This is a genomic window from Pseudactinotalea sp. HY158, from assembly GCF_009660225.1.
Taxonomy (GTDB): domain Bacteria; phylum Actinomycetota; class Actinomycetes; order Actinomycetales; family Beutenbergiaceae; genus HY158.
In genome coordinates this window covers 105297-127896 of the sequence record NZ_CP045920.1, presented here as the reverse complement: position 1 = coordinate 127896, position 22600 = coordinate 105297, and the positions used below count along the sequence as shown (strand labels likewise).

The 22600-nt window shown below is 69.4% G+C and carries 20 protein-coding genes and 1 pseudogene; 6 read left to right on the top strand and 15 right to left on the bottom strand.

The genetic code is table 11. From position 1 onward, the window contains the following. Positions 1-168: 168 nt before the first annotated feature. Together GCE65_RS16920 and GCE65_RS16860 are read left to right on the top strand one after the other, a co-directional pair. Positions 169-474 (top strand): annotated as a pseudogene (locus GCE65_RS16920) (helix-turn-helix domain-containing protein); the annotation flags it as partial. A 284-nt stretch (positions 475-758) separates the two neighbouring features. Then, positions 759-2396 carry a putative transposase gene (locus GCE65_RS16860; RefSeq protein ID WP_153877009.1) on the top strand — a complete coding sequence of 546 codons (1638 nt, stop codon included), beginning with the start codon at positions 759-761 and terminating at the stop codon, positions 2394-2396. Here the strand turns inward: GCE65_RS16860 and GCE65_RS16915 are convergent. The 8 genes from GCE65_RS16915 to GCE65_RS00545 form a co-directional block, all read right to left on the bottom strand. Next, entirely contained in the window at positions 2380-2682 is a 303-nt protein-coding gene (locus GCE65_RS16915; protein WP_370460232.1) for a hypothetical protein, read from the bottom strand. The genes GCE65_RS16860 and GCE65_RS16915 overlap by 17 nt on opposite strands. Before the next feature lie 98 nt (positions 2683-2780). Continuing rightward, on the bottom strand, positions 2781-4106 hold the full coding sequence (locus tag GCE65_RS00575) for an ISL3 family transposase (RefSeq protein ID WP_153876953.1): 1326 nt from the start codon (positions 4104-4106) through the stop codon (positions 2781-2783). Positions 4107-4197: 91 nt separating this feature from the next. Beyond that, positions 4198-4713 (bottom strand): excisionase family DNA-binding protein, encoded by a 516-nt coding sequence (locus GCE65_RS00570; RefSeq protein ID WP_153877008.1) that lies wholly within the window; start codon positions 4711-4713, stop codon positions 4198-4200. Between the two features lie 174 nt (positions 4714-4887). Then, positions 4888-5853, bottom strand: a complete 966-nt coding sequence (gene nrdF, locus GCE65_RS00565) for a class 1b ribonucleoside-diphosphate reductase subunit beta (RefSeq protein WP_153877007.1) — start codon at positions 5851-5853, stop codon at positions 4888-4890. A 78-nt stretch (positions 5854-5931) separates the two neighbouring features. Beyond that, positions 5932-8055 carry a class 1b ribonucleoside-diphosphate reductase subunit alpha gene (gene nrdE / locus GCE65_RS00560; protein ID WP_228760216.1) on the bottom strand — a complete coding sequence of 708 codons (2124 nt, stop codon included), beginning with the start codon at positions 8053-8055 and terminating at the stop codon, positions 5932-5934. A gap of 71 nt (positions 8056-8126) precedes the next feature. Continuing rightward, the gene (nrdI, locus tag GCE65_RS00555; protein ID WP_153877006.1) at positions 8127-8528 is read right to left on the bottom strand and encodes a class Ib ribonucleoside-diphosphate reductase assembly flavoprotein NrdI; all 402 of its coding nucleotides are present in this window, start codon (positions 8526-8528) and stop codon (positions 8127-8129) included. Positions 8529-8691: 163 nt separating this feature from the next. Beyond that, positions 8692-8952, bottom strand: a complete 261-nt coding sequence (nrdH, locus tag GCE65_RS00550; protein WP_153877005.1) for a glutaredoxin-like protein NrdH — start codon at positions 8950-8952, stop codon at positions 8692-8694. A 540-nt stretch (positions 8953-9492) separates the two neighbouring features. After that, positions 9493-11127, bottom strand: a complete 1635-nt coding sequence (locus GCE65_RS00545; protein ID WP_153877004.1) for an MFS transporter — start codon at positions 11125-11127, stop codon at positions 9493-9495. Between the two features lie 60 nt (positions 11128-11187). On the opposite strand from GCE65_RS00545, the gene GCE65_RS16775 reads away from it, so the two are divergent. The 4 genes from GCE65_RS16775 to GCE65_RS00525 all read left to right on the top strand — a co-directional run bounded on the left by GCE65_RS16775 (position 11188) and on the right by GCE65_RS00525 (position 15090). Further along, positions 11188-11724, top strand: a complete 537-nt coding sequence (locus GCE65_RS16775) for a TetR/AcrR family transcriptional regulator (RefSeq protein ID WP_152817929.1) — start codon at positions 11188-11190, stop codon at positions 11722-11724. Positions 11725-11787: 63 nt separating this feature from the next. Continuing rightward, complete coding sequence (locus GCE65_RS00535) at positions 11788-13329, top strand: UDP-N-acetylglucosamine 1-carboxyvinyltransferase (RefSeq protein ID WP_152817930.1); 1542 nt, start codon at positions 11788-11790, stop codon at positions 13327-13329. Between the two features lie 128 nt (positions 13330-13457). Next, positions 13458-14486: an LLM class flavin-dependent oxidoreductase gene (locus GCE65_RS00530; RefSeq protein WP_153877003.1), complete on the top strand. Its 1029-nt coding sequence runs from the start codon at positions 13458-13460 to the stop codon at positions 14484-14486. 58 nt (positions 14487-14544) lie between these two features. Beyond that, complete coding sequence (locus tag GCE65_RS00525) at positions 14545-15090, top strand: GNAT family N-acetyltransferase (protein ID WP_228760033.1); 546 nt, start codon at positions 14545-14547, stop codon at positions 15088-15090. A gap of 142 nt (positions 15091-15232) precedes the next feature. Here GCE65_RS00525 and GCE65_RS00520 read toward each other — a convergent pair whose 3' ends face one another. The 7 genes from GCE65_RS00520 to GCE65_RS00490 all read right to left on the bottom strand — a co-directional run bounded on the left by GCE65_RS00520 (position 15233) and on the right by GCE65_RS00490 (position 22543). Then, positions 15233-15994, bottom strand: a complete 762-nt coding sequence (locus GCE65_RS00520) for a hypothetical protein (protein WP_153877001.1) — start codon at positions 15992-15994, stop codon at positions 15233-15235. Further along, complete coding sequence (locus tag GCE65_RS00515; RefSeq protein ID WP_153877000.1) at positions 15991-16179, bottom strand: hypothetical protein; 189 nt, start codon at positions 16177-16179, stop codon at positions 15991-15993. The genes GCE65_RS00520 and GCE65_RS00515 overlap by 4 nt, the downstream gene beginning before the upstream one ends. Positions 16180-16380: 201 nt before the next feature. Continuing rightward, positions 16381-17052, bottom strand: coding sequence for a pentapeptide repeat-containing protein (locus tag GCE65_RS00510; RefSeq protein WP_228760032.1), 672 nt, complete (start codon positions 17050-17052; stop codon positions 16381-16383). Between the two features lie 23 nt (positions 17053-17075). After that, positions 17076-18779: an FAD-binding oxidoreductase gene (locus tag GCE65_RS00505; RefSeq protein WP_153876998.1), complete on the bottom strand. Its 1704-nt coding sequence runs from the start codon at positions 18777-18779 to the stop codon at positions 17076-17078. Continuing rightward, positions 18776-19501 (bottom strand): lysophospholipid acyltransferase family protein, encoded by a 726-nt coding sequence (locus tag GCE65_RS00500; RefSeq protein WP_152817936.1) that lies wholly within the window; start codon positions 19499-19501, stop codon positions 18776-18778. Before GCE65_RS00500 ends, GCE65_RS00505 begins: the two co-directional genes overlap by 4 nt. Beyond that, positions 19491-20288, bottom strand: coding sequence for an SDR family oxidoreductase (locus tag GCE65_RS00495; RefSeq protein ID WP_228760031.1), 798 nt, complete (start codon positions 20286-20288; stop codon positions 19491-19493). The genes GCE65_RS00500 and GCE65_RS00495 overlap by 11 nt, the downstream gene beginning before the upstream one ends. After that, positions 20285-22543, bottom strand: coding sequence for an HAD-IB family hydrolase (locus GCE65_RS00490; protein ID WP_153876997.1), 2259 nt, complete (start codon positions 22541-22543; stop codon positions 20285-20287). Before GCE65_RS00490 ends, GCE65_RS00495 begins: the two co-directional genes overlap by 4 nt. Between the last annotated feature and the right edge of the window lie 57 nt (positions 22544-22600).

Below are 22600 nucleotides of genomic sequence, written 5' to 3'. Positions count from 1 at the left end.
CCGCCCCCTCCACTCGGGAAGGGGGTGGTCGGTGAGCGCTGCCGCCACCAGGACTCCTGACATAGCTATTGCTTGACCGGCGTGTTTACTGGCAAAGGTGCTGGTCGTCGCGGTCAGCATGTGAGATAATTATTGGGTGAGTTTGTATCGGTTGGTCGGGGTGGTGAGATGGCGGTCATGACTGTCCAGGCACCGCTACCGTTGGCACCGTTCGGCGCGGTTCAGATCGGTGAGGTGGCCGCGCTCGTCGAGGACGCCGACGGGGCTGGTCGGGTGTACGTGCGCGGGGAGCTGGCGTACCTGTGGGACGGCCAGGACGAGGCCGGACGCAGGCTCGCGGCGGTGGCGCTGGTGCGGATCGGGGCCGCGACGGGGGCGGCGGTGGCGACCGGGTTCGACATCGGCCGAGAGACGTTGCGCCGGTGGGTGCGGGCCGCGCAGAGCGCGGGGACGGCCGGGCTGGTCCCGGAGCGGCGCGGGCCGAGAGGCCCGTCGAAACTGACGCCGGCGGTGGTCGCCGAGATCGGGACCCGCCGCGCGGGTGGGGCCTCGTTGCGGGCGGTGGCCTCGGCGGTCGGGGTCTCGACCGATTCGGTGCGCCGGGCTCTGGCCGAGGGGGCGGGCGGTGGCGAGGCCGGGGTGGGGCCGGGCGCGGCGGGGGCGCGGGTCGAGGCCGTGCCGGTGGTGCTGGCCGAGCCGGAGCCGCGTGTTGGTGAGCGTGCCGCGGCTCGGGCGCATGTGATCGAGGCCGCCGACCCGTGTTCGCCCCGGCCGCGCGGGTCCCGCTGGCCGGGCTCCTACTCGCCCTGCCGGCCCTGGCGGCCACGGGTCTGCTGTCCTGCGCGAGGGAGGTCTACGGCAAGCTCCCGGCCGGGTTCTACGGGCTCGAGACGATGCTCCTCGAGGGGGTCTTGCGGGCCCTGGCCGGTCAGCCGCGGGCGGAGGGCGCGGGCCGGTTCGCGCCGGTCGACCTGGGCCGGGTGCTGGGGATGGACCGGGCCCCGGAGGTCAAGACCATCCGCCGCAAGATCGGCCAGCTCACCGCCCGGGGCCGGGCCGGTGACCTGCTCGCGGGCATGGCCGCCCACCACCTCGGCCGGCCCGGCGCTGCCAGCAGGGACGAAGACCTCGGTCTGGTGCTGTATGTCGACGGGCACGTCCGGGCGTATCAGGGCACGAAGAAGATCGCCAAGACGCACCTGTCCCGGCTGCGGTTCCCCGCCCCCGCGACGGTGGAGACCTGGATCAGCGATGCCGCCGGCGACCCGGTGCTGGTGGTGATGTCCGCACCCGGCGCCTCGCTCGCGATGGAGCTGCGGTCCCTGCTGCCGCAGCTGAGGAAGGCGGTCGGGGACGACCGGCGGGTCCTGGTCGGCTTCGACCGCGGCGGCTGGTCCCCGGCCCTGTTCGCCCACATGGCCGAGCACGGGTTCGACGTGCTGACCTGGCGCAAGGGCCACACCGAGAACGTCGCCGGCGACCTCTTCGCCGAGACCGTCTCGATCGACGAGACCGGTCGGGAACACCACTGGATCCTTGCCGACACGATCGTCGAACTGCCGATCAAGAACGGCGGCGGGACGTACCCGATGCGGCAGGTCACCCGCCTCGACACCAAGAAGGGCCTCACCAAGCAGGTGCACGTGCTGACCACCCGCACCGACCTGCCCGCGGTCGAGATCATGTACCGGATGGGATCGCGCTGGCGCCAGGAGAACTACTTCCGCTACGCCCGCGGCCACCTGGGCCTGGACTCTCACGACTCCTATGCCGCGAGCCAGGACGACCCGGACCGGTCAGTACCGAACCCGGCCAAACGCCATTCCCACCTGGCCGTGCAGAACGCCACGGCCAGGGTCGAGCGCGAACGCGCCCGCACCGACGCCGCCCTCCTGGCAGCCCGCACTCCCACGCCCGGCCAGGCCGGCGTGGTCGTAACAAACACCCTCCATAACGCCCTGACCGCGGACCTGCACGCCGCTGAGGACGACCTCGCCGCCGCCCGCGCCGACCACAAGCACGTCCCGGCCAGGGTCCGCCTCGGTGACCTCGCGCCCGGCCAGCAGGTCCTGGACACCGAGACCAAGCTGATCCACCACGCCATCAGGATCGCCGCGTTCAACACCACCACCGCGATCGCCCGCGATATCCGGATCAACACCGGCTACGCCCGCGCCGACCAGGAGGCCTACACCCTCGCCCGGCAGGCCCTGACCCAGCCCGGCGACATCATCCCCGACGAGGCCGCCGGCACGTTGACGATCCGGCTCGACCCGCTCCCCACCAGCCGTGAGACCGACGCCATCGCCGAACTCTGCGAGCACCTCACCGCCACGCGCACCACCTACCCAGGCACCGACCTGACCCTGCGCTACGAAATCAAGAACCGGACCTGACCCCCCACAAACTTTCATGACATGTCAGGAGTCCTGGCCACCTGGCCAGGCTCACGATTGCGCGGTGGCCGGCCTCGGGGTGCGCAATGACCGTACTTGCCGCAAATCTGTAGGGTCTGACCACCTCGACGGACGCGGCGCACAACGACTCCGACGTCTCCATCCCCGAGCGAGTGTCATCGGTGACGACTGCGTCAGCCTTACCGATGATGGCCGCGTGTACGACGTGCGCGTCATCCGGATCCTTGACGTCGTAGTGGTATTCCCCTGATTTTGGGGCCTCGATCGTGGACCCCGGAAAGGCAGCCTGCCAGTCCCTGGCCCGGATTCATCACTCAACGCGCGCGCCGGGCCTTCTCCAACGACTCCGCAACTTTCTCGGCTCTACGCGGTTCGTGGTGAAAGGCCTGCTGTGATTGGTGTTCGCGCTGCTGCTCGAGCGGCGCTGGCCAGGAGTATACGGGCCTTGTAGTTGGCGGAGTTCCTGAATCCGCGGCCGGTGCGTTTGATGTTCTTGATCGTGGTGTTCGCGGCTTCGACCTTCGCGGTCGTGGCGCCGGTGACGATGAGGACTTCGATGGCCTCCCACCAGGTCACGATGGTCTCGTAGAGGCGGTCGGTCTCGGCCATGTTCGCGGTCTGGACGTAGTGACCCAGTCTCATCCGCTCTTGCCACGCCTGGGCGAGGGTATCAGCGCCGAGGAGGCGGCGGAGCTGCTCCTTGACGCCCCACGCGGCGGAGAGCTCATCCGTGGGGTCATCGTCGGTGAAGACCTTCTCCAGCCTGGCCCAGCCACGCGGGGACAGCGTATCGGCGCCCCGCAGCAGCAGCATCCGGTGTGCCCAGGACGCGTCGCTCTTGCGCCCGCGGCGGCCGTGCTGGTCTCGGGCGAGGCGCTGGCGGACCTTGGTGAGCATGTCGCCTGCGAGTTTGACGAGGTGGAACTTGTCGACCGAGACCGCGGCGTGGGGCAGGTGCTCGCGCAGGGCCTTACGGAACGCGGCCGAGGGGTCGATCGCGACGACCTCGATACGGTCCCGCCATGACTGTGGGCGGGCGCTGAGCCACGCGCCCACGCCCGTGCTGTCGCGGCCATCGACGATGCCCAGGACCTGTCCTGTGGCCAGGTCGACCAGGGTCGTCATCCACGGCTCGAACCGGCGCCAGGCCCCGTGCTCATCACGGAAGAACCGCACGGACCGGTACCGGTGCTCATCGATGCCCAAGCGCGTCACGACCCAGTCGTCGGCGGCGGGTAGGACGAGCGCCGCGGCAGCCAGCGCCGATTGGACCAGCCACCATGAGACCCCGTGAGCGCGGGCAACCTCGCTGGCGGCTCGACCGGAGTCGACCACCGCGGCCACGACCTGATTCTTCAGCCGCGTAGTGGACCGGGCGAACCTGGGGACCTGGATGGTGGACTCGGCGAACGTGCCACGCCCGCACAGCTCTTCCCGGCAGAACCAGCGCCGCTTGGCCCACCACACCTCGACCGCACCCGCGATCGGCAGATCACGCAGACGCTGCCGGCGCCGGGAATGGATCTTCACCGCGATCACACCACACGCCGGGCAGCCAGGCGGGGCGAGTGACTCGATCACGACCCGACGGCCTCCGCCGGGAAGATCGATCGCGTCGATGACACGGTAGTCAGACAGATTGAAGATCGTGCTCGCAGCATCACGCTGCGAGCCAGTAAACTCGTCCATAGCTCGTGGTCCTCTGCTCTTGTGGATGTCTCGCAACACCCATCACAGCAGGACCACGAGCCCTCACACGCCTACGACGCGCGGGCCACTTTCACCACGAACCACGAAGAGCCACTTTCTCCGGGTGTTCGCCCACGTCATAGAATTCCTCCGAGGAATCAGAGATGAACTCAGTGCGGCGGGCGTGGAGGAGATCGCGATATTTCAGAACTTCAGCCAGCCGAAGTTTCCTGCGGCTCCTACCTGGGACGGTCGCTGTCAATTCGCCGTCTTCAATTAGCTTCACAACCGTTGGTCGGCTGAGGCCCAAGAGGTCCGCGGCCTGCTGTGTGCTGATCTCCTGCTCGAGGGCGAGGATACTGATCGATCGCCCCTTGCTGAGTTCGTCGGCCGCGGCCTTCAGGACGGTGAAGAGCTCTTGGGTCAACTCGACCCGCTCGTGGATGTCAGCACCGGACAGGTAGAACCGCGGCTCCGGAGCCGATCCGTACCGATTGATGTGCGCGTCGACGAAGTCGATGACGCGAGCTAGATCCTGAGCACCTTCCGGACTCGCCGCGACGACGTCAGCGCCGTCTCGATGCGGGTGAGCGTGGGCTGCGGTCATGTGCGCCACTTCCTCTCCTTAGGGGTTGCCACACTAACACGCGTTACGAAAGATCCGAAAGAGCGTTGGCTTCCCGTGGCGTGCGCGGCGCGCTACGCCGTCCCCAATCCCCCACAACGAGAACCGCCGCCCCCTCCCGTGCGGGGAGGGGACGGCGGCCAGGCGCGAAGAACCTCAGAAGTCCCAGTCGTCGTCCTCGGTCTCCTCGGCCTTGCCGATGACGTAGGACGAACCGGAACCGGAGAAGAAGTCGTGGTTCTCGTCGGCGTTCGGGCTGAGCGCGGCGAGGATCGCGGGATTCACGTTCACGGCCTCGGGCGGGAAGATGCCCTCGTAGCCGAGGTTCATCAGGGCCTTGTTGGCGTTGTACTTGAGGAACGCCTTGACGTCGTCGGTCAGGCCGAGCGGGTCGTAGAGGTCCTCGGTGAAGGTCTCCTCGTTGTCCATGAGGTCGTCGAGGAGCCCGAGGGTGAACCCGTACAGCTCGTTCTGCCGCGCCTGGGTCTCCTGCGCCACCGCCACCTGGTACTTGTAGCCGATGTAGTAGCCGTGCACTGCCTCGTCGCGGATGATGAGCCGGATGAGGTCGGCGGTGTTCGTCAGCTTCGCCCGGCTCGACCAGTACATCGGCGCGTAGAAGCCGGAATAGAACAGCAGCGACTCGAGCATGACCGAGGCGATCTTGCGCTTGAGCGGGTCGTCGCCCTCGTACAGCCCGATGATCGAGTTCGCCTTGTACTGCAGCTCCTTATTCGTGACCGACCAGTCGAACGCGTCGTCGATCTCGGCGGTCGAGAGCAGCGTGGAGAAGATCGAGGAGTAGCTCTTGGCGTGCACCTGCTCCATGAACACCATGTTGGCGATCACGGCCTCCTCGTGCTGGGTGCGCACGTCGGGAAGGATCGAGACCATGCCGACCGTGCCCTGGAACGTGTCGAGCAGCGTGAGGCCCGTGAGCACCTTGGTGGTCATGTCCTTCTCGGCGGCGCTGAGCGTGGCCCACGAGGAGATGTCGTTGCTCAGCGGCACCTTCTCGGGCAGCCAGAAGTTCTGGGTGAGGCGGTTCCACACCTCGAGATCCTTCTCGTCCTCGATCCGGTTCCAGTTGACCGGGCGCACGACCGCAGTCTTGAGGTCCACTTTGTCAGGCTCCTTCGATACACGCGAGCGGCGCCCGGGCGGGCGCGGGGAGGGATGGGTCGCCACGGCGGCGACTGGTCACAGCATGCAGGATACGCAGCCCTCGACCTCGGTGCCCGAGAGCGCCAGCTGCCGCAGCCGGATGTAGTACAGGGTCTTGATTCCCTTGCGCCAGGCGTAGATCTGCGCCCGGTTGAGGTCGCGCGTGGTGGCCGTGTCCTTGAAGAACAGCGTGAGGCTCAGGCCCTGGTCCACGTGCTGAGTGGCCGCCGCGTAGGTGTCGATGACCTTCTCGGGGCCGATCTCGTAGGCGTCGGCGAAGTACTCGAGATTGTCGTTGGTCATGTGGGGGGCCGGGTAGTACACGCGCCCGATCTTGCCCTCCTTGCGGATCTCGATCTTCGAGACGATCGGGTGGATCGAGCTCGTCGAGTTGTTGATGTACGAGATCGATCCGGTCGGCGGCACGGCCTGCAGGTTCTGGTTGTAGATGCCGTGTTCCATGACGCTCGCCTTGAGCTCGCGCCAGTCCGCCTGCGTGGGGACGACGACGCCCGCCCGCGTGAACAGGTCCGTCACCCGGTCCGTGGCCGGCTTCCACTCGTTCTCGGTGTACTTGTCGAAGTACGCCCCGCTCGCGTAGGTGGAGGTGTCGAAGCTGGCGAACTTGGTGCCGCGCTCGATGGCCAGCCGGTTCGAGGCGCGCAGGGCGTGGTAGAGCACCGTGTAGAAGTAGATGTTCGTGAAGTCGATGCCCTCCTCGGACCCGTAATGGATCCGCTCCCGGGCGAGGTAGCCGTGCAGGTTCATCTGCCCGAGGCCGATCGCGTGGCCCTCGTCGTTGCCGCGCACGATGGAGGGCACGGACCCGATGTGGGTCTGATCGGAAACGGCGGTGAGCGCCCGGATCGCGGTCTCGACGGTCAGGCCGAGGTCCGGGGAGTCCATCGCCATGGCGATGTTGAGCGAGCCGAGGTTGCAGGAGATGTCCCGGCCGATGTGCTCGTAGCTCAGGTCGTCGGCGTAGGTCGAGGCGGTCGAGACCTGGAGGATCTCCGAGCACAGGTTCGAGTGGGTGACCTTGCCCTCGATCGGGTTCGCCCGGTTCACCGTGTCCTCGAACATGATGTACGGGTAGCCGGACTCGAACTGGATCTCCGCGAGGGTCTGGAAGAAGTCGCGGGCCTTGATCGTGGTCTTGCGGATCCGCTCGTCGGCGACGAGCTCGTCGTACTTCTCGGTCACGTTCACCTCGGCGAACGGCATGCCGTAGATGCGCTCGACGTCGTACGGCGAGAACAGGTGCATGTCGGCGTTCTGCCGGGCGAGGTGGAACGTGATGTCGGGGATGACGACGCCGAGGGAGAGGGTCTTGATGCGGATCTTCTCGTCGGCGTTCTCACGCTTGGTGTCGAGGAAGCGCATGATGTCGGGGTGGTGGGCGTTCAGGTACACCGCACCGGCACCCTGACGAGCGCCGAGCTGGTTGGCGTAGGAGAAGGAGTCCTCGAGGAGCTTCATCACCGGGATGACGCCGGAGGACTGGTTCTCGATCCGCTTGATCGGGGCGCTGTACTCGCGCAGGTTGCTCAGCAGCAGGGCCACGCCGCCGCCGCGCTTGCTCAGCTGGAGGGCGGAGTTGATGCCGCGGGCGATCGACTCCATGTTGTCCTCGATGCGCAGCAGGAAGCAGGAGACCGCCTCGCCGCGCTGGGCCTTGCCGGAGTTGAGGAACGTCGGGGTCGCGGGCTGGAACCGGCCCTCGAGGATCTCGTCCACGAGGCTCAGGGCGAAGGTCTCGTCGCCGGCCGCCAGCGTGAGGGCGACCATGATCGTGCGGTCCTCGAAGCGTTCGAGGTACTGCTTGCCGTCGAAGGTCTTGAGCGTGTACGAGGTGTAGTACTTGAACGCGCCCATGAAGGTCTGGAACCGGAAGTCGTGCGCGTCGGCGTAGTCCCAGATCCGCTGCAGGAACTCGGGGCTGTACTGATCGAGCACGTCGGCCTCGTAGTAGCCGCCCTCCACGAGGTAGGCGAGCTTGTCGGCCAGGTTCGGGAACTGCACGGTCCGGGGCAGGACGTGCTGGAGGAAGTACTGCCGCACGGCCTCCCGGTCCTGCTCGAACTGGATCGTGCCGTCGGGCCCGTACAGGTTGAGCATCGCGTTGAGCGCGTGATAGTCGAGTTCCTGCCCCTGCTGCACGAAGGCCTCGGGGGCGGCGTCCGAGCCGGAATCCGCTGCGCTCGTCGGGCCGGCCGTCGTCTGCGCACTTTCTAGAATCGCTGCCAAAACTCTCCCAATCCCTCACGGACCCGCGCCACGTCGTGGCTCGTGCCCAGTAGTTCGAAGTTGTACAGGTGCGGCACCTGACATTTGCCGGAGATGACCTTCCCGGCGAGGCAGTACGCACTGCCGAAGTTCGTGTTCCCGGCGGCGACCACGCCCCGGATGAGCGCCCGGTTGTCGGGGTCGTTGAGGAACTTGATCACCTGTTTGGGCACGGCGCCCCGGGGGGTGCCCCCGCCGTAGGTCGGCACGATGAGCACGTACGGGTCGGTCGCCTTGAGGTGCGGCTCCGTCCGGCGCACCGGGATCCGCAGCGCCGGCAGCTCCAGCCGCTCGACGAAGCGGCGGGTGTTCTCCGAGACGGAGGAGAAATAGACGACGGACGACACGACCAACGCCTCCTCTGGGTGATGACTGGTTGAGCCTGCGCCGACCCGGGCCTGGTACCGGCCGGCCCTGGGCCGGTACCGGACCGGAGTCCGACCGGCGTGGCCGCTGTTGCGCCGCGAGGTGCGTCGCTTGTGGCGGCGCGGGCTCGATGGTGCCTGGTGCTCAGGCGGTGACCGCGACCGGGGTGTCCAGTCGGGCCGTCGCCGCGAGCGCCTTGATCTTGTCGGGGCGGAACCCGGACCAGTGGTCGCCGTCGGCGAAGACGACCGGAGCCTGCTGGTAGCCGAGCGCCTTGACGGACTCGAGCGCCTCGGCGTCGGTGGAGATGTCGACCACGGTGTACTCCAGGCCGTGCTTCTTCAGGGCGCGGTAGGTGGCGTCGCACTGCACGCAGGCGGGCTTGCTGAAGATGGTGATGGCCATGGCGTGGGCTCCCCTTCTCAAGGTGTCGGATCGCGGTCCCCCGTGCGGATCGAGCGACCCGGGCAAGAGAATCTCGTGATGATAATTACAAGGATGTGGTTCGTTCGCGCACGGTTTTCGCCGCCACCCCATCCACTGACCACAACACTACACCTAGTGTCTGGCCCCCGGGGAGACCCCAAGACCTAGTGGTCGGCGTGTCTTCACTTTCGCGCGGTCCGCGTGTCGTGCACAGGTCCGGGGCGCAGCTGTGGACCATGCCGGGGCTCCATGTGGACACCCCACGGGCTTCTGTGCACATCCTGCGGATAACCCTGTGGACGGACCTCGACCGACGTCTGACTGTCCACAGGCGGGGTCGCCCGTCCGAGTCCGAAATCTGCCCCCGACCCGCGTCCCGAATCGCCCCGCGACACCCGCGTGTCGGCGTGTCGCGTGACCATCGACGCATGAGTCCGAATCGAGCCGAACACCCCCGCTCGGCCCGAGCAGAGCACCCGGCGCGGCCCCAGCCGGCGACGTCGTATCAGCGCCGCCGTGTCAGCGAGCGGGCACCCCGCGCAGCGTGCGCAGCGCGAGCACCACGGCGCCGGCCATGAGGGCGGTGCCGACACCGGCCGTGAGCCACACCCCCGAGGCGAAGGCCTCCTGCGCCGCGGTCAGGAGCTGGTCGCCGGCGCCGCCGCCGAGGCGTTCGGCCACGGCGGTCGCGCCGCCGAGGGTCTGCCGCGCCGCCTCGGCGTCCGCGCCCGTGACCCCGGCGGGGATCGCGATCGATCCGCGGAAGTGTGCGGTGAGGAGGCCGCCGACGAGGGTCGTGCCGAGCACGGCCCCGACCTCGTACGCGGTCTCGCTGATCGCCGAGGCGGCGCCGGCCTGGTGGGGCGGGGCGGCGGTGAGGATGAGGTCGTTCGAGACCGTCTCCCCCGCACCCACGCCGGCTCCGAGCACGGCGAAGGCGACCATGAGCACGGCGGGCGTCGCCGCCCCGGCGCTCAGCGCGGCGATGCCGTAGCCGAGCGCGGAGAGGGCGAAGGCCGCGGCGACCACGTAGCCCGGGCGCACCCGCGAGACGATCGGCACGACCAGCAGGCCCGCGACGATCGTGGCCGCGAGCCCCGGCAGCAGCGCCATCCCGGCGACCATCGGGCTGAGGCCGAGGATGAGCTGGAGATCCTGGGTGACGAAGAAGAGGAATCCGACGATCGCGACGACGCTGAGCAGGTTGATGAGCACCGATCCGGTGAACACGAGGTTGCGGAACAGGCGCACGTCGAGCAGCGGGTGCTCGAGGCGGAGCTGGCGGCGCACGAACCCGGTTCCCGCGACGAGTCCCGCGGCGATCGTTCCGAGCGCCACCGGCGCGCCCCCGCCCGTGGCGAGCGCGGTGATCCCGTAGACGATCGGGGCCATCGTGGCGGCGACCAGTGCCACGGAGGCCAGGTCGAGGCGCCCCGGAGCCGGGTCGCGGGACTCGGGGATGAGCAGGGGGCCGGCGACGAGCAGCGGGAGCAGGATCGGCACCGCCATGAGGAAGATCGAGCCCCAGTGGAAGTGCTCGAGCAGGAAGCCGCCGACGATCGGGCCGAGCGCGGCGCCCGCCGAGAACGCCGAGGCCCAGATGGCGATGGCGAGCCGGCGGCGGCGCGCGTCGGGGAAGAGGTTGCGGATGAGTGCGAGGGTCGAGGGCATGAGGGCCGCACCGAAGAGGCCCATACCGGCGCGGGCCACGATGAGCGCCCCGGCGCTCGGGGCGAAGGCGGCGAGCACGGAGACCGCCCCGAAGCCGATCGCCCCGATGATCAGCATCCGCCGGCGTCCCCACCGGTCGGCCGCCGCGCCCATCGGCACGAGGAGCGCGGCCAGCACGAGTGGATAGACGTCCACGAGCCACAGCAGCTGCGCGCTCGAGGGCTCGAGGTGCCGGCTCAGCTGCGGAACGGCGAAGGAGAGCACGGTGTTGTCGACCGAGACGAGCAGCACCGGCAGCATGAGCACGACGAGCGCCCACCACGGGTGCCGGGCCGGACTCGGAAGACGGCCGGCGCGGGCCGGCCCCGCGCCGGTCTCCACCTGCCGCGGCGTGGCCGAGTCGTGGCGAACGGCGATATCGCCCCGGGTGTCGGGGTCGTGCGGTGCGGCGGAGGTGGTGCCGACGGTCGAAGCGGTGCTCATGCCGCCAGGTTACTGTACCGTCTGGACGGTTGGTTGAAGTTTTCTCGTTACACTGGCCACATGCCCCGCCCCCCGACCGCCCGCCGGCGCGCGCTGGACGCCTTCGTCGACCTCGTGGTCGAGTGCGGTGAACGGGCCGCCACGCTCGAGGCCGTGGCCAAGGCCGCCGGGATCTCCAAGGGCGGGTTGCTCTATCACTTCGGCTCCAAGGACGCGCTCGTCACGGGCCTCATCGAGCACCTCACCCGCCTGACGGAGGAGGACGTCGCCGAGATGCGCGCCGACCCCGACGGGGCCACGGCCCACATCCTGCGCACGAGCGCGGAATTCGACTCCGAGTTCGAGCCCGCATACATCGCGGCCGTCAACCTCGCCCAGGCCGGCTACGCCGAGGCCCGCGCCGCGCTCGCCGCGGCCGACGAGGCCTGGCGGGAGGCGGTGCTCGAGGAGGTGGGGGATGAGGCGGTCGCGCGCGCCGTCGTCCTCATCTCCGACGGCATCTACGCCCACGCGGCGATCCACGGCGGCCCCACCGGGCACGACATCGCCGAGCTCCGCGGCCTCGTCGCCGAACTGCTCGAGGCCCGCCGCGGCTGAGCGACATGCCGACCGGGTCACAGTTGCTGGCCCCACCCGGAGGAGCGACATATCGTTTCCGCTATGACCGCTGTGACCTCAGCCCCCGCCCCCGCCACCGAGATCGGCACCCTCATCCGGGCCGCCCGACAGGCCAAGGCCATCACCCAGAGCCAGCTGGCCGAGAGCCTGGGCACCACCCAGTCGGCGATCGCCCGGATCGAATCGGGCGGACAGAACCTCTCGGTCGACCTACTCACCCGGATCAACGCCGCACTCAACGCGGATCTGGTCACGATCGGCGCGGCGAAACCGACCCACCTGCGGGTCTCCGGCGGCACCCCCCTGAGCGGGACGATCAGCGTCAACTCCTCCAAGAACGGTGCGGTCGCCCTCCTGTGCGCCTCGCTGCTCAACAAGGGAACGACCCGGCTGCGCAACGTCGCCCGGATCGTCGAGGTCGAGCGGATCGTCGCCGTGCTCACCTCGATCGGGATGCGGGCCACCTGGTCGGCGGACGGGCGCGACCTCGAGCTCGTGCCGCCGGCGGTCTTCGACCTCGACGCGATCGACGCCGAGACCGCCAAGCGCACCCGCAGCATCATCATGTTCCTCGGGCCGCTCATCGCCCGTGAGGACGACTTCGCGATCCCCTACGCGGGCGGCTGCGACCTCGGCACCCGCACGGTCGAACCGCACATGATCGCCCTGCGCCCGTTCGGTCTCGACGTGCTCGCCACGACCGGCGCGTACCGCGCGACGGTGCGCGGGCGCAGCGGAGGCGACCTGACCGTCGTCCTCACGGAGCGGGGCGACACGGTGACCGAGAACGCGATCATGGCCGCGGCCGCGCACGAGGGCGTGACCACGATCCGCAACGCCTCCCCCAACTACATGGTGCAGGACCTGTGCTTCTACCTCGAGCTGCTCGGGGTGCGGATCGAGGGCATCGGCACGACGACCCTGCGCATCCACGGCCGCTCGGCCCTCGCGGCGGACGTCACGTACACGGTGTCGGAGGACCCGGTCGAGGCGATGAGCCTGCTCACCGCCGGCATCGTGACCGACTCGGAGATCACCGTGGCCCGCGCCCCGATCGAGTTCCTCGAGATCGAGCTCGCCACGCTCGCGGAGATGGGCCTGAACTACACGCTCAGCCCCGAGTACCTGAGCGCGAACGAGCGCACCCGGCTCGTGGACATCACCGTGCACCCGAGCGAGTTGCGGGCCCCGATCGACAAGATCCACCCGATGCCGTTCCCGGGCTTGAACATCGACAATCTGCCGTTCTTCGCGCTCATCGCCGCCTGCGCGAGCGGGTCGACCCTCGTGCACGACTGGGTCTACGACAACCGCGCGATCTACCTGACCGAGCTCACCCGGCTCGGCGCCCAGGTGCGCCTGCTCGACCCGCACCGCCTCGACATCACCGGGCCCACCCGCTGGCGCGGCACCGAGGTGAGCTGCCCGCCCGCGCTCCGCCCGGCCGTCGTGGTCCTGCTCGGAATGCTCGCCGCGACGGGCACGAGCGTGCTGCGCAACGTCGACATCATCGCCCGCGGCTACGAGCAGCTCGCCGACCGCCTCATCAGCCTCGGCGCGGATATCGAGACGTTCCGAGACTGAGGACGGCGCCCGCTCACCCGGGCGTGAGCGGGCCCGCCGTAGGGGGCGCGCCGGGTCGGGCGCCCGGCGTGCCCGGCCGCCACGGCGCCTCCCGGAATAGCGGTCCCCGGCCGGGGGTTGAGCCGGACATGAGCGCACGCAAGAGCATCGGCTTCCTCTCGTTCGGCCACTGGGTGGACCATCCGGCCTCGGCCACCCGGAGCGCGGCCGACGCGCTCGCCCAGAGCATCGAACTCGCCGTGGCGGCGGAGGAGCTGGGCGCGGACGGCGCGTACTTCCGGGTGCACCACTTCGCCCGCCAGCTCGGGTCGCCGTTCCCGCTGCTCGCGGCGGCGGGGGCGCGCACCGGGCGGATCGAGATCGGCACGGGCGTCATCGACATGCGGTACGCGAATCCGCTCGCCTTCGCCGAGGACGCCGCCTCGGCGGACCTCATCTCCGGCGGCAGGCTCCAGCTCGGGATCTCCCGCGGTTCACCCGAGCAGGTGATCGACGGCTGGCGGCACTTCGGTTTCTCACCCGTCGAGGGCGAGACGGACGCGGACATGGCCCGGCGCCACACCGACGTCGCCCTCGACGCGCTCACGGGCAGGCAGTTCGCCGAGCCGAACCCGCGCCCGATGTTCCCCAATCCGCCCGGGCTGCTGCGGATCGAGCCCTATTCACCCGGCCTGCGGGAGCGGATCTGGTGGGGCGCCGGATCGGATGCGACCGCCCGCTGGGCCGCGGCCAACGGCATGAACCTCATGTCCTCCACCCTCAAGGACGACGAGTCCGGCGAGCCCCTGCACGTGCAGCAGCGCCGGCAGATCGAGGCGTTCCGCACCGAATGGGCGCGCCACGATCACGGCTTCGAACCACGGGTGTCCGTGTCGCGGTCGATCTTCGCGATCACCTCCGACGAGGACCGCCGCCTCCTGCTCGGCAGCGGCGACCGCGCCGACCTATTCGGCTCGATCGGCGGGGTTCGCTCGGTCTTCGGGCGCACGTACGCCGATGAGCCCGAGGCGCTCGTCGATCAACTCCGCGCGGACGAGGCGATCGCCGCCGCGGACACCCTGCTGCTCACGGTGCCGAGCCAGCTCGGCGTCGACTACAACGCCCACATCCTGGGCGCGATCCTCACCCATGTCGCACCCGGCCTCGGCTGGCGCTGACGCTGACACTGACCATTTCACAGCGAGCACTCGGCCGCTCGATGGCACGATGACACGCGTGCCCATCGAGTCCATCGAGCCTTCCGTGCCCGCCAATTCTTCCGACCGGTCTATCCGGATCCGGACCTATGAGGAGCGGGACTCCGCCCCAACGCTCGCGATCTTCCTCGCCGCGATCACGCGGACCGCCGCGGCCGACTACACCCCGGAGCAGGTGCGGGCCTGGGCCCGGCCGGATGAGCGGGAGCCGGCGAGCTGGCACGCCGGGATGGCCGCCCGGAATAGCTTCGTCGCCACGGTCGGCAGCGAGGTCGCCGGATTCTCCGACGTCGACCGGCACGGCTATATCGACATGATGTTCGTCGCGCCCGAGCGGCAGCGGCGGGGCGTGGCCCACACCCTGCTGGCCGAGGCCGAGCGGCGGGCACGCGAGTACGCCGCGGACGAACTCCACGCCGATGTGAGCCTCACCGCCCGGCCGTTCTTCGAACGCCACGGCTTCCGCGTGGTGGTCGAGCAACACCCGGTCCGGGCTGGGGTCGAGCTGATCAATTTCCGGATGAGCAAGGCCCTCGATCGGCCCCGTCCACCCGCGTCTTGGTGAGCCCCGAGCTCATTCTCACCCGACGAGTCATGCTTGCTATGAGGTGCCGGCCTCAACTCACCCTGACAGGTCGGGGCACGACGACTTGCGCGCGAGCAACGCGCCCGCCCTACTGCTCCGGCCGGCCTGGACGTGGCGGTGCTCAGAATGCGCGAAGCCGCTCAATATTGTCGAGTACCGGCCCACTGGGCGGCGCTGCGACCGTGTACTTCAGCTTCCGAAGTGTTGCCGCTGCGGTCTCTGGAGCGTCTCGCACCGCGGCTGCGGTTTGTTGGAGCCGCCATGCCACGCGGCCCGCGATGAGGGCGCCGCGCCACCCATCTTCGTGGTCGATCCCTAGTTCGGAGATGAGTGCTTCGAGTACGTCTTCGAGGCACGGGCGGAAACGCTCACCACCGAGCGGGTAGTGGAAGTCCTGGTGCCTTGGGTACTTGCCGCGATCGATGTCTGCTTGGCGCACGCGGCCGCGACGGGTCGCCCCGCCGGACATCGCAATGACGGCATCCATGTCGGTCGGGCCATCATCGAACGGCGTTCCTGAGCCATGCACGTGGAAGTGCGCGACTGGGACGGATCGCGCCGCTCGCTGGAACTCGTATCGAATCAGCGGCGCATGACGAGGGCTCTCATTGGGCGAGTAGAAGAGAGTCATGCGCGACGCATCGACACGGAGGTACTCCTCTTCGCGATCGAGGCAGCAGTCGTACTCGGCCCGGAGTAGGTAGGTCGGCGTTCCATCTATCGCCAGGGGGATACCAGCGCTCGCACCCTGCCAGACCGTGAACAGCGAGGGTTCGTCGCCGACGGCTGTGGCAGTGAATTGCGGGCAGGAACGGCCGACGACGGCACGGGTCGTCGTCGTGAGAGAATCCGCGAAGTCGCCGGCGAGATCTTCGAGGCTCACCGAGAGCCGGTCAGGAGGAACTGCAGTCGCGAGTACTCCTCGGCGAGGACCTGGTCGTCGAAGTCGAAGTCGTACCGCTCGACGCGTTCGAGCAGATCATGAGCGCTCACGCGCAACGCCTTCAGGATCTCGCGCTGGCGCGCCAGTGCGTCCTGGCGCGAGATGCGTTGGATCGTTGCGCTCATCATCATCTCCTCACTCGCTGATATCCGCGTCGACAGTCAGCCATCCGCAGGACTGTCCACAGATTCGCCTGAGTTGTCCACAGTGCTGCATCGGTGTCTCCACGGTATACGACGAGGGAGGGTGATACTAGCCAGGCCGGGTGGCGGGTCCGTGTGATCTTGTCAGCTCGACGCCCCTCAGAAGGTCATGACCCGAAACATCTAGCCGGCGACCGTGATCCCCAGGTGCTCCGCGAAGAGGCCCGTGAGTTCGGCGGCCTGCCTGGAGGAGATGACGGCGCCGTCCATCGACTCAATCCCGCTGATCCCACTGATCCCGCCCAGCCCAAGGCCGCGAAGATCAACGTGGCGCAGCTGTGCATGATCGAACCGGATCCGCCCCACGGTGCAGCCCTCGAACGCGATCCGCTCGGCACGCGCCTGCGCGAGGTCGAGCTCGTCGATGACGCAGTGAGCGAAGTGCACATCCCGCAGCGTCGCCGAGCGGAGGTTCACGAACGAGAGCTTGCTATCCGAGACGCGCACGGATTGCAGATCAGCGTCGAACAACTCGACCGCGCCGAACCTGGAACCCTCGATCCAGGCGTCGCGCCAGGTGGAGCGGGCGGCCTGGAACATCGGTGCGTTGACACGCACGAGACGTGTCTCGGCGAACCGAGCTCCCCGCAGTTGTACCTCGTTGGCCGCGAGATCCAGGAACTCACACTCGCTGACAACCACCCCGGTCAGGTCACGACCAGCCAGATCGGCCCCGGTGTACCGACGTGCCTCGTAGTGCCCACCGGCGACGAGCTCCTCGCCGATCGCGTCGGCCAGGTCGACCAGGTGCAACCCGTCGATGATCGGGGCGGCGACCTTGGGGCGTCGGCTCACCACGTCAGGCGTTCCCGACCGGCTCACCACTCCCGGTGCGGCGGGATGAGTGTGCCCGGATTGAGGTTGCGCTTCGGGTCGGCGGACTTCAGCAGGCCGACCATGAGGTCGACCCCGCCCTCAGAGAGGTCCTGTTCGAGCCACGGCGCATGGTCCACGCCCACGCCGTGGTGGTGCGAGAGCGTGGCCCCGGAGTCCATGAAGGCCTGCTGGATCGCGGACTTGACCACGTCGTACTGGTCGAGCATCGCCCCCGTGGGGGCGGCCTCGCCGTTGACGTCGGCCGGCCGGAACGCGAACGTGAAGTAAAGGCAGGCACCCGAGTGGTACGAGTGCGACAGGTGGCACATGACGAAGCCCTGCACGCCGATCTCCGCGAATGCGCCCTTCGCGGCCCGCATCGCGCGGTGGTACACCTCGCCGAGCCGGTCCCACGGGGCGGCGGTCTCGGACACATCGCCCACGGCGCCGCGGTCGAGCAGGAAGTCGCGGATATAGGGCGTGTCGAACTTCTTCTGGTCGTACAGGTCGCCCGGCCCCTTGCCGAGCCGGATCCCACCGTTCTTCGACACGATCTTGCCCACGATCGACTTGTTCGAGCGCACGAGCGCGGAACCGCCCTCGTAGCCGATATAGCTCAGGCACACCTTGTCCAGGTCCCAGCCGCGCTTGGCGAGCAGGTCGAAGAGCATCGGCCCGACCTTCGAGGCGAGCGAGGTCGACTCCTTCTGGGTCGAGAGCGAGAACGCGGTCTCGGGGGCGTCGGAGACCCGGGTGATGCTCGGGGTCGCGTCCGAGATCGAGATCTGCCGCATCGCCTCGAGGCCGGCCGCCCAGTTCGGGAACAGGTAGGCGATGACCTCCCGGTTCTCCGGGAGCCGGTGCACGTTCACCCACGCCTCGGTGATCACCCCGAGGCGGCCCTCGGAGCCGAGGATCATCTCGCGCACGCTCGGGCCGGACGACGTCGCCGGCAGCGGGCGCAGCTCCACGACCTTCCCGGGACGCACGAGCCGCAGCCCCCGGGTGATGTCGGCGATGTCGCCGTACTTGTCGGACTGCATGCCCGAGGACCGGGTCGCGATCCAGCCGCCGAGGGTCGAGTGCTTGAACGAGTCGGGCTGGTGGCCCGTGGTCCAGCCGGCCGCACCGAGCTGGTCCTCCATGTCCGGGCCGAGCACGCCGGCCTGGATCCGGGCGAGCCCGGAGTTCTCGTCGATCTCGAGCACCCGGTTCATCCGCCCGAGGTCGAGGGAGATGATGAGCCGCTTCTCCCCCGCCTGCGGCGTGAGGGACCCGGAGATGTTCGAACCGCCGCCGTAGGGGATGAGGACGGCGTCCCGCTCGTCGACCATGTCGACGACCGCGCGCACCTCCTGCTCGTTCGCCGGATAGACGACGACGTCCGGCACCCTGGGCAGGTCACCCGCCCGCACGCGCACGAGGTCGCGCAGGCCCTTGCCGTAGGTGTGCACGACGCGCTCGAGGTCGTCCGTGGTCACGTGGTGGTCGCCGACGATCCCCCGCAGCCGGTCGGCGTCGCCGTCGCCGAGCAGGGAGGTCGGCACCGTGATGTCGTCGAACGCGGGCGGCTTCCCGCCCGGCTCGGAGAGGTCGATGGCGACCTTCTCCAGCACGAACGGGGCGAACCGCGGCTTGTTGTCGTGGGTGAACGCGATCCCCTCGACGCCCCAACCCCACCACTTGTGGTGCATGACTTCGCTCATCGCTCGTCCTCCTGTTCACGGATGTCCTCGTCGCCGCCGTCGGCGGCGGGCAACGCGGTGCCGGTCGTGTGCATGGTGACCACCCGGGCCTCGACCCGGGAGTTGAAATCTGTCAGTGACTCCCCGCTGCGCACGCGCACCGGCTCACCGATGAGCACGCGCACCTCGGGGCGGCCCGGCACCGGCCAGTTCCGGCCGACGGGCATCGCATCGTGGGCGCCCACGAGCGCGACCGGCACCACCGGCACCCGCAGCGCCCGCGCGAGCGCCGCCGCCCCGGGTTTGAACCGCGCCATCTCCCCTGTCCGCGAGCGCGTGCCCTCCGGGAAGATGAGCAGCGGGATGCCCTGCCGCAGCAGCGACACGCTCAGGCCCGCCCGCTTCGACTTCCTCCCCTCCCGGTCCACGGGATAGGAGTTGAAGAACACCGACGTGAGCGTCGAGCGCCACTTCTGCTCGTAGAAGTAGTCCGCCGCGACTGCGGTCGCGAGGTCCCGGGTGAGCGAGTACGGCAGCGAGGTGATGAGCACGGGTGCATCGAGGTGCGAGGAGTGGTTGGCGACCACGATGAACGGTCCCTCGAGCCCGGCGACGTTCGCCTCGCCGTCCACACGCACCGAGACGAGCGAGCTCATGAGCGCGCGCATCGGTCCGCGCTGGGCGACGCGCCGCAACGCGCGATGCCAGGCCCAGTGGTAGCGGTCGGTGGGCTTACTTCTCACGGCGTCCCTTCTTGATCCGGGAGGTCGCCCACTCCACCGCCGGTCGAGGTGCGTGCGAGGCGAGCCACGCGAGGATCTTGAACCGCTTCGACGGCACCACCCGCGACTTGCCCTTCTCCACGGCCGCCAGGGTATCGGCCGCGAGCCGGTCGGCGCTCAGCCACAGCCAGCTCGGGATCCGGGAGGCCTCCACCTTCGCGCGCTGGTGGAACTCGGTGCGCACCCAGCCCGGCAGCAGGGTCATGACGTGCACGCCCGTGCCGATGAGCTCGAGCCCGAGCGCATCGGAGAACGTGTTCATCCACGCCTTGATCGCCGAATAGTTGTTCATCGCGATGAGCCCGGCCACCGAGCCGACGTTGATGATGAGGCCGTGCCCGCGCGGGGTCATCGCCGCGGCGGCCGCGCTCCCGAGCAGCAGCGGGGCCGTGACCATGAGGTCGATCCCGCGCGTGTGGGCCGCCATGTTCTCGGTCACGAACGGCTCGTGCAGCCCGGAGCCCGCGTTGTTCACGAGGATGTCGATGGGCGGCTCCGCCGCCAACCGCGTGGTGACGGCGTCCGTGCCCTCGCGCGTGGACAGGTCCGCCGCGATGAGGCTCACCTCGACCCCGTAGGCCGTGCGCAGCCGCTCCGCCGCGCGTTCGAGCGCCGCCTGGGTGCGGGCGACGAGCACGAGGTCGCAGCCGCGGGCCGCGAGCGCCTTGGCGAACGCGAGGCCGATGCCGGCCGATCCCCCGGTGATGAGGGCCCGGCCGCGGACGACCGATGGTTCGGGTGCGCTCACCGGTCCTCCTTCACGGGGCGCAGCGAGCGCACGATCGAGGTGAGTCCGCGGTCGGCGGTCGTGGTCCAGCTGAGCACCGGCCACCGCTTCGACTTGGCGTACCGGTACAGGGCCGTGTCGGGGTTGACCACGCTCGGGTGCCCCACGATCTCGAGCCACGGCCGGTCGGCGTAGGTGTCCCCGTAGGCGTAGGAGGCGCTCAGGTCGAGATGGTGGTCGCGGGCGTACCGCTGCAGCCAGGCGACGCGGGCCTCGTCGACGAGCGGGGAGGTGGCCAGGTAGCCCGTCCAGAGCCCGGCGGCGTCCTTCTCCATCGAGCCGGCGGCGATCTCGTCGAAGAGGTCCGCGAGCGGCTCCACGAACACGTCGACCTGGCCGGTGATGAGCAGGGTGCGGTGCCCGGCGGCGCGGTGCTCGGCGATCCGGGCCACCGCCTCCTCGAGCAGCCGTGCCCGCAGCCTCGGGGCGATCTGGGAGGCGATGACCTCCCGCAGCTCGGACTCGTCCACCCCGGCGTAGCGGCGCATGAAGTTGCGGATGAAGTCGCCGCGGTCGCGGTGCTCGGCCTGCAGGTACGTGGGCGAGGAGGCGACCATGGCGCTCAGGTCGGCCAGGGCCCGGCCCTTCCCGGTCGCGAGCGAGACCCAGACGTAGTGCTCGAGCAGGTTCGCGGCCGCGACCGTGCCGTGCATGTCGAACACGGCGAGCACGTCGGTGCGCTGCGGCAGCGCCTTGGGCGCGCCGCCCGCGGTCGGGCGGGCCTGTCGGGATCGCGTCAGGCCCGGCACGTTCGGGATGTGGACGTCCTGGAGGTAGTGCTCCCAGTCGATCTCGGTCACGTCGAAGCCGTGCAGCTCCTTCGACTCCGCCGGGATCGCCTCGTGCAGGGCGCGGGTGTGGGCGTCGTCGAAGATGATCTCGGTCTGGGTGTACGGCTGGTACAGGTCGCTGAACTTGCGCAACGTGCCCAGGTCCCGCTTGGCCTTGTACAGACCCGAGAGCCACTCGCGGCTGCGGTTCGTCGCGGGCAGCCGGCCCACGGCCCGGTCGGCGACGTCGACCGCCCACTCGCGGCGGCGCATGCTCCGTTCGACCTGCCGGCCGAACGGGAACGACCACTTCGGCACCTGCACGACCGAACCGGCGTCGTCCTTGAGGGGGTGCTCCGAGAAGTAGTCGCGCACGATCCGCAGGAGCCGGCCGAACCGCAGCGGGTTCCGGATGCCGGAGGCCACCTGATAGTAGTTCGGCTCCGACGGCTCGGGCGGGGTGGCCGCGACGGCCAGGATCGCGTTGACCACGTGGTCGACGGGGATGATGTCGAGGATCGTGTCGGCCAGGGCCGGGAACTCCGGCAGCATGCCGCGCCCGTAGGCCGCAATGAGCGGGTCGGCGACCTTGAACCCGTCGATCCAGCCCGGGTACGGGTGCCTGAACGAGGACTCGATGACCGTCGGTCGCACGACCGAGAGCCGGTGGCCGGCCCGGCCCCACAGGTCCTCGGCGACCCGCTCGCCCAGGGCCTTGGTGAACGTGTACACGTCGGGCCAGCCGAGCGACTGCGAGCGCAGTCGGCCGGCGCGCACGAGCTTGTCGTGCACCCAGGTCGTGCGGGCCTCCTCGGCGGCCTCGGCGACGGCCTGGGCGCCGGCGCGGCGGTGCTCGGCGCGGGCCCGCTCGAGGATCGGTCCGAGCACGGCCGGGCGGCGCGATGCCGCCTCGAGTTCGGTGCGGGCCCCGAGGGCGCGGGCGGTCTCGATCACGCGGTCCACGTGGTGCTCGAGGGAGCGTTCCTCGCTCACTCCCTTGCGCATGCCGGCCACGTAGCAGGTCGACACGTGCACGACGTGCGGGTCGGAGCCGGAGGCGAGGAGCGCCTCGTAGAGCGAGACGGGGCCGTCGACGTTCGCGGCGAACGCCTCGTCGATCGGCGGATCGAAGGAGACGGTCGAGGCCGAGTGGACCACGACGTCGATGTCCCCCGGCAGCGGCGGCACGTCGCCGAGGTCGCCGGAGATCACGGTGACGCGCTCGGCGGCGATCCGGTCCGCCTCCGCGGCGCCGACGCTCTCGCGCCACGGGGTGAAGCACGCCTTGCGCAGCAGCTTGGTCACGCGGACCTCGGCGCTCAGGGCCCCCCGGGGCCGCACCAGCAGCGAGATGCGGGTCGTGGGGTAGCAGGCCAGCAGTTTCTCGAGCACGGCTTGCCCGACGAATCCGGTGGCACCCGTGATGAGGACATGGGCATTTTTCATCGGCTCGGACACCTCGGCCACTTTACGCGGATTCCCGCGACGGTGGGCACACTCGTC

Excerpts from the sequence above, each read along its gene's own strand:
- GCE65_RS00530 (WP_153877003.1), top strand. The coding sequence starts at position 13,458 with ATGAGCGCACGCAAGAGCATCGGCTTCCTCTCGTTCGGCCACTGGGTG.
- GCE65_RS00535 (WP_152817930.1), top strand. The coding sequence starts at position 11,788 with ATGACCGCTGTGACCTCAGCCCCCGCCCCCGCCACCGAGATCGGCACC.
- GCE65_RS00505 (WP_153876998.1), bottom strand. The coding sequence starts at position 18,779 with ATGAGCGAAGTCATGCACCACAAGTGGTGGGGTTGGGGCGTCGAGGGG.
- GCE65_RS00515 (WP_153877000.1), bottom strand. The coding sequence starts at position 16,179 with ATGAGCGCAACGATCCAACGCATCTCGCGCCAGGACGCACTGGCGCGC.
- GCE65_RS00545 (WP_153877004.1), bottom strand. The coding sequence starts at position 11,127 with ATGAGCACCGCTTCGACCGTCGGCACCACCTCCGCCGCACCGCACGAC.
- GCE65_RS16775 (WP_152817929.1), top strand. The coding sequence starts at position 11,188 with ATGCCCCGCCCCCCGACCGCCCGCCGGCGCGCGCTGGACGCCTTCGTC.
- GCE65_RS00490 (WP_153876997.1), bottom strand. The coding sequence starts at position 22,543 with ATGAAAAATGCCCATGTCCTCATCACGGGTGCCACCGGATTCGTCGGG.
- GCE65_RS00570 (WP_153877008.1), bottom strand. The coding sequence starts at position 4,713 with ATGACCGCAGCCCACGCTCACCCGCATCGAGACGGCGCTGACGTCGTC.
- nrdH (WP_153877005.1), bottom strand. The coding sequence starts at position 8,952 with ATGGCCATCACCATCTTCAGCAAGCCCGCCTGCGTGCAGTGCGACGCC.
- GCE65_RS00575 (WP_153876953.1), bottom strand. The coding sequence starts at position 4,106 with ATGGACGAGTTTACTGGCTCGCAGCGTGATGCTGCGAGCACGATCTTC.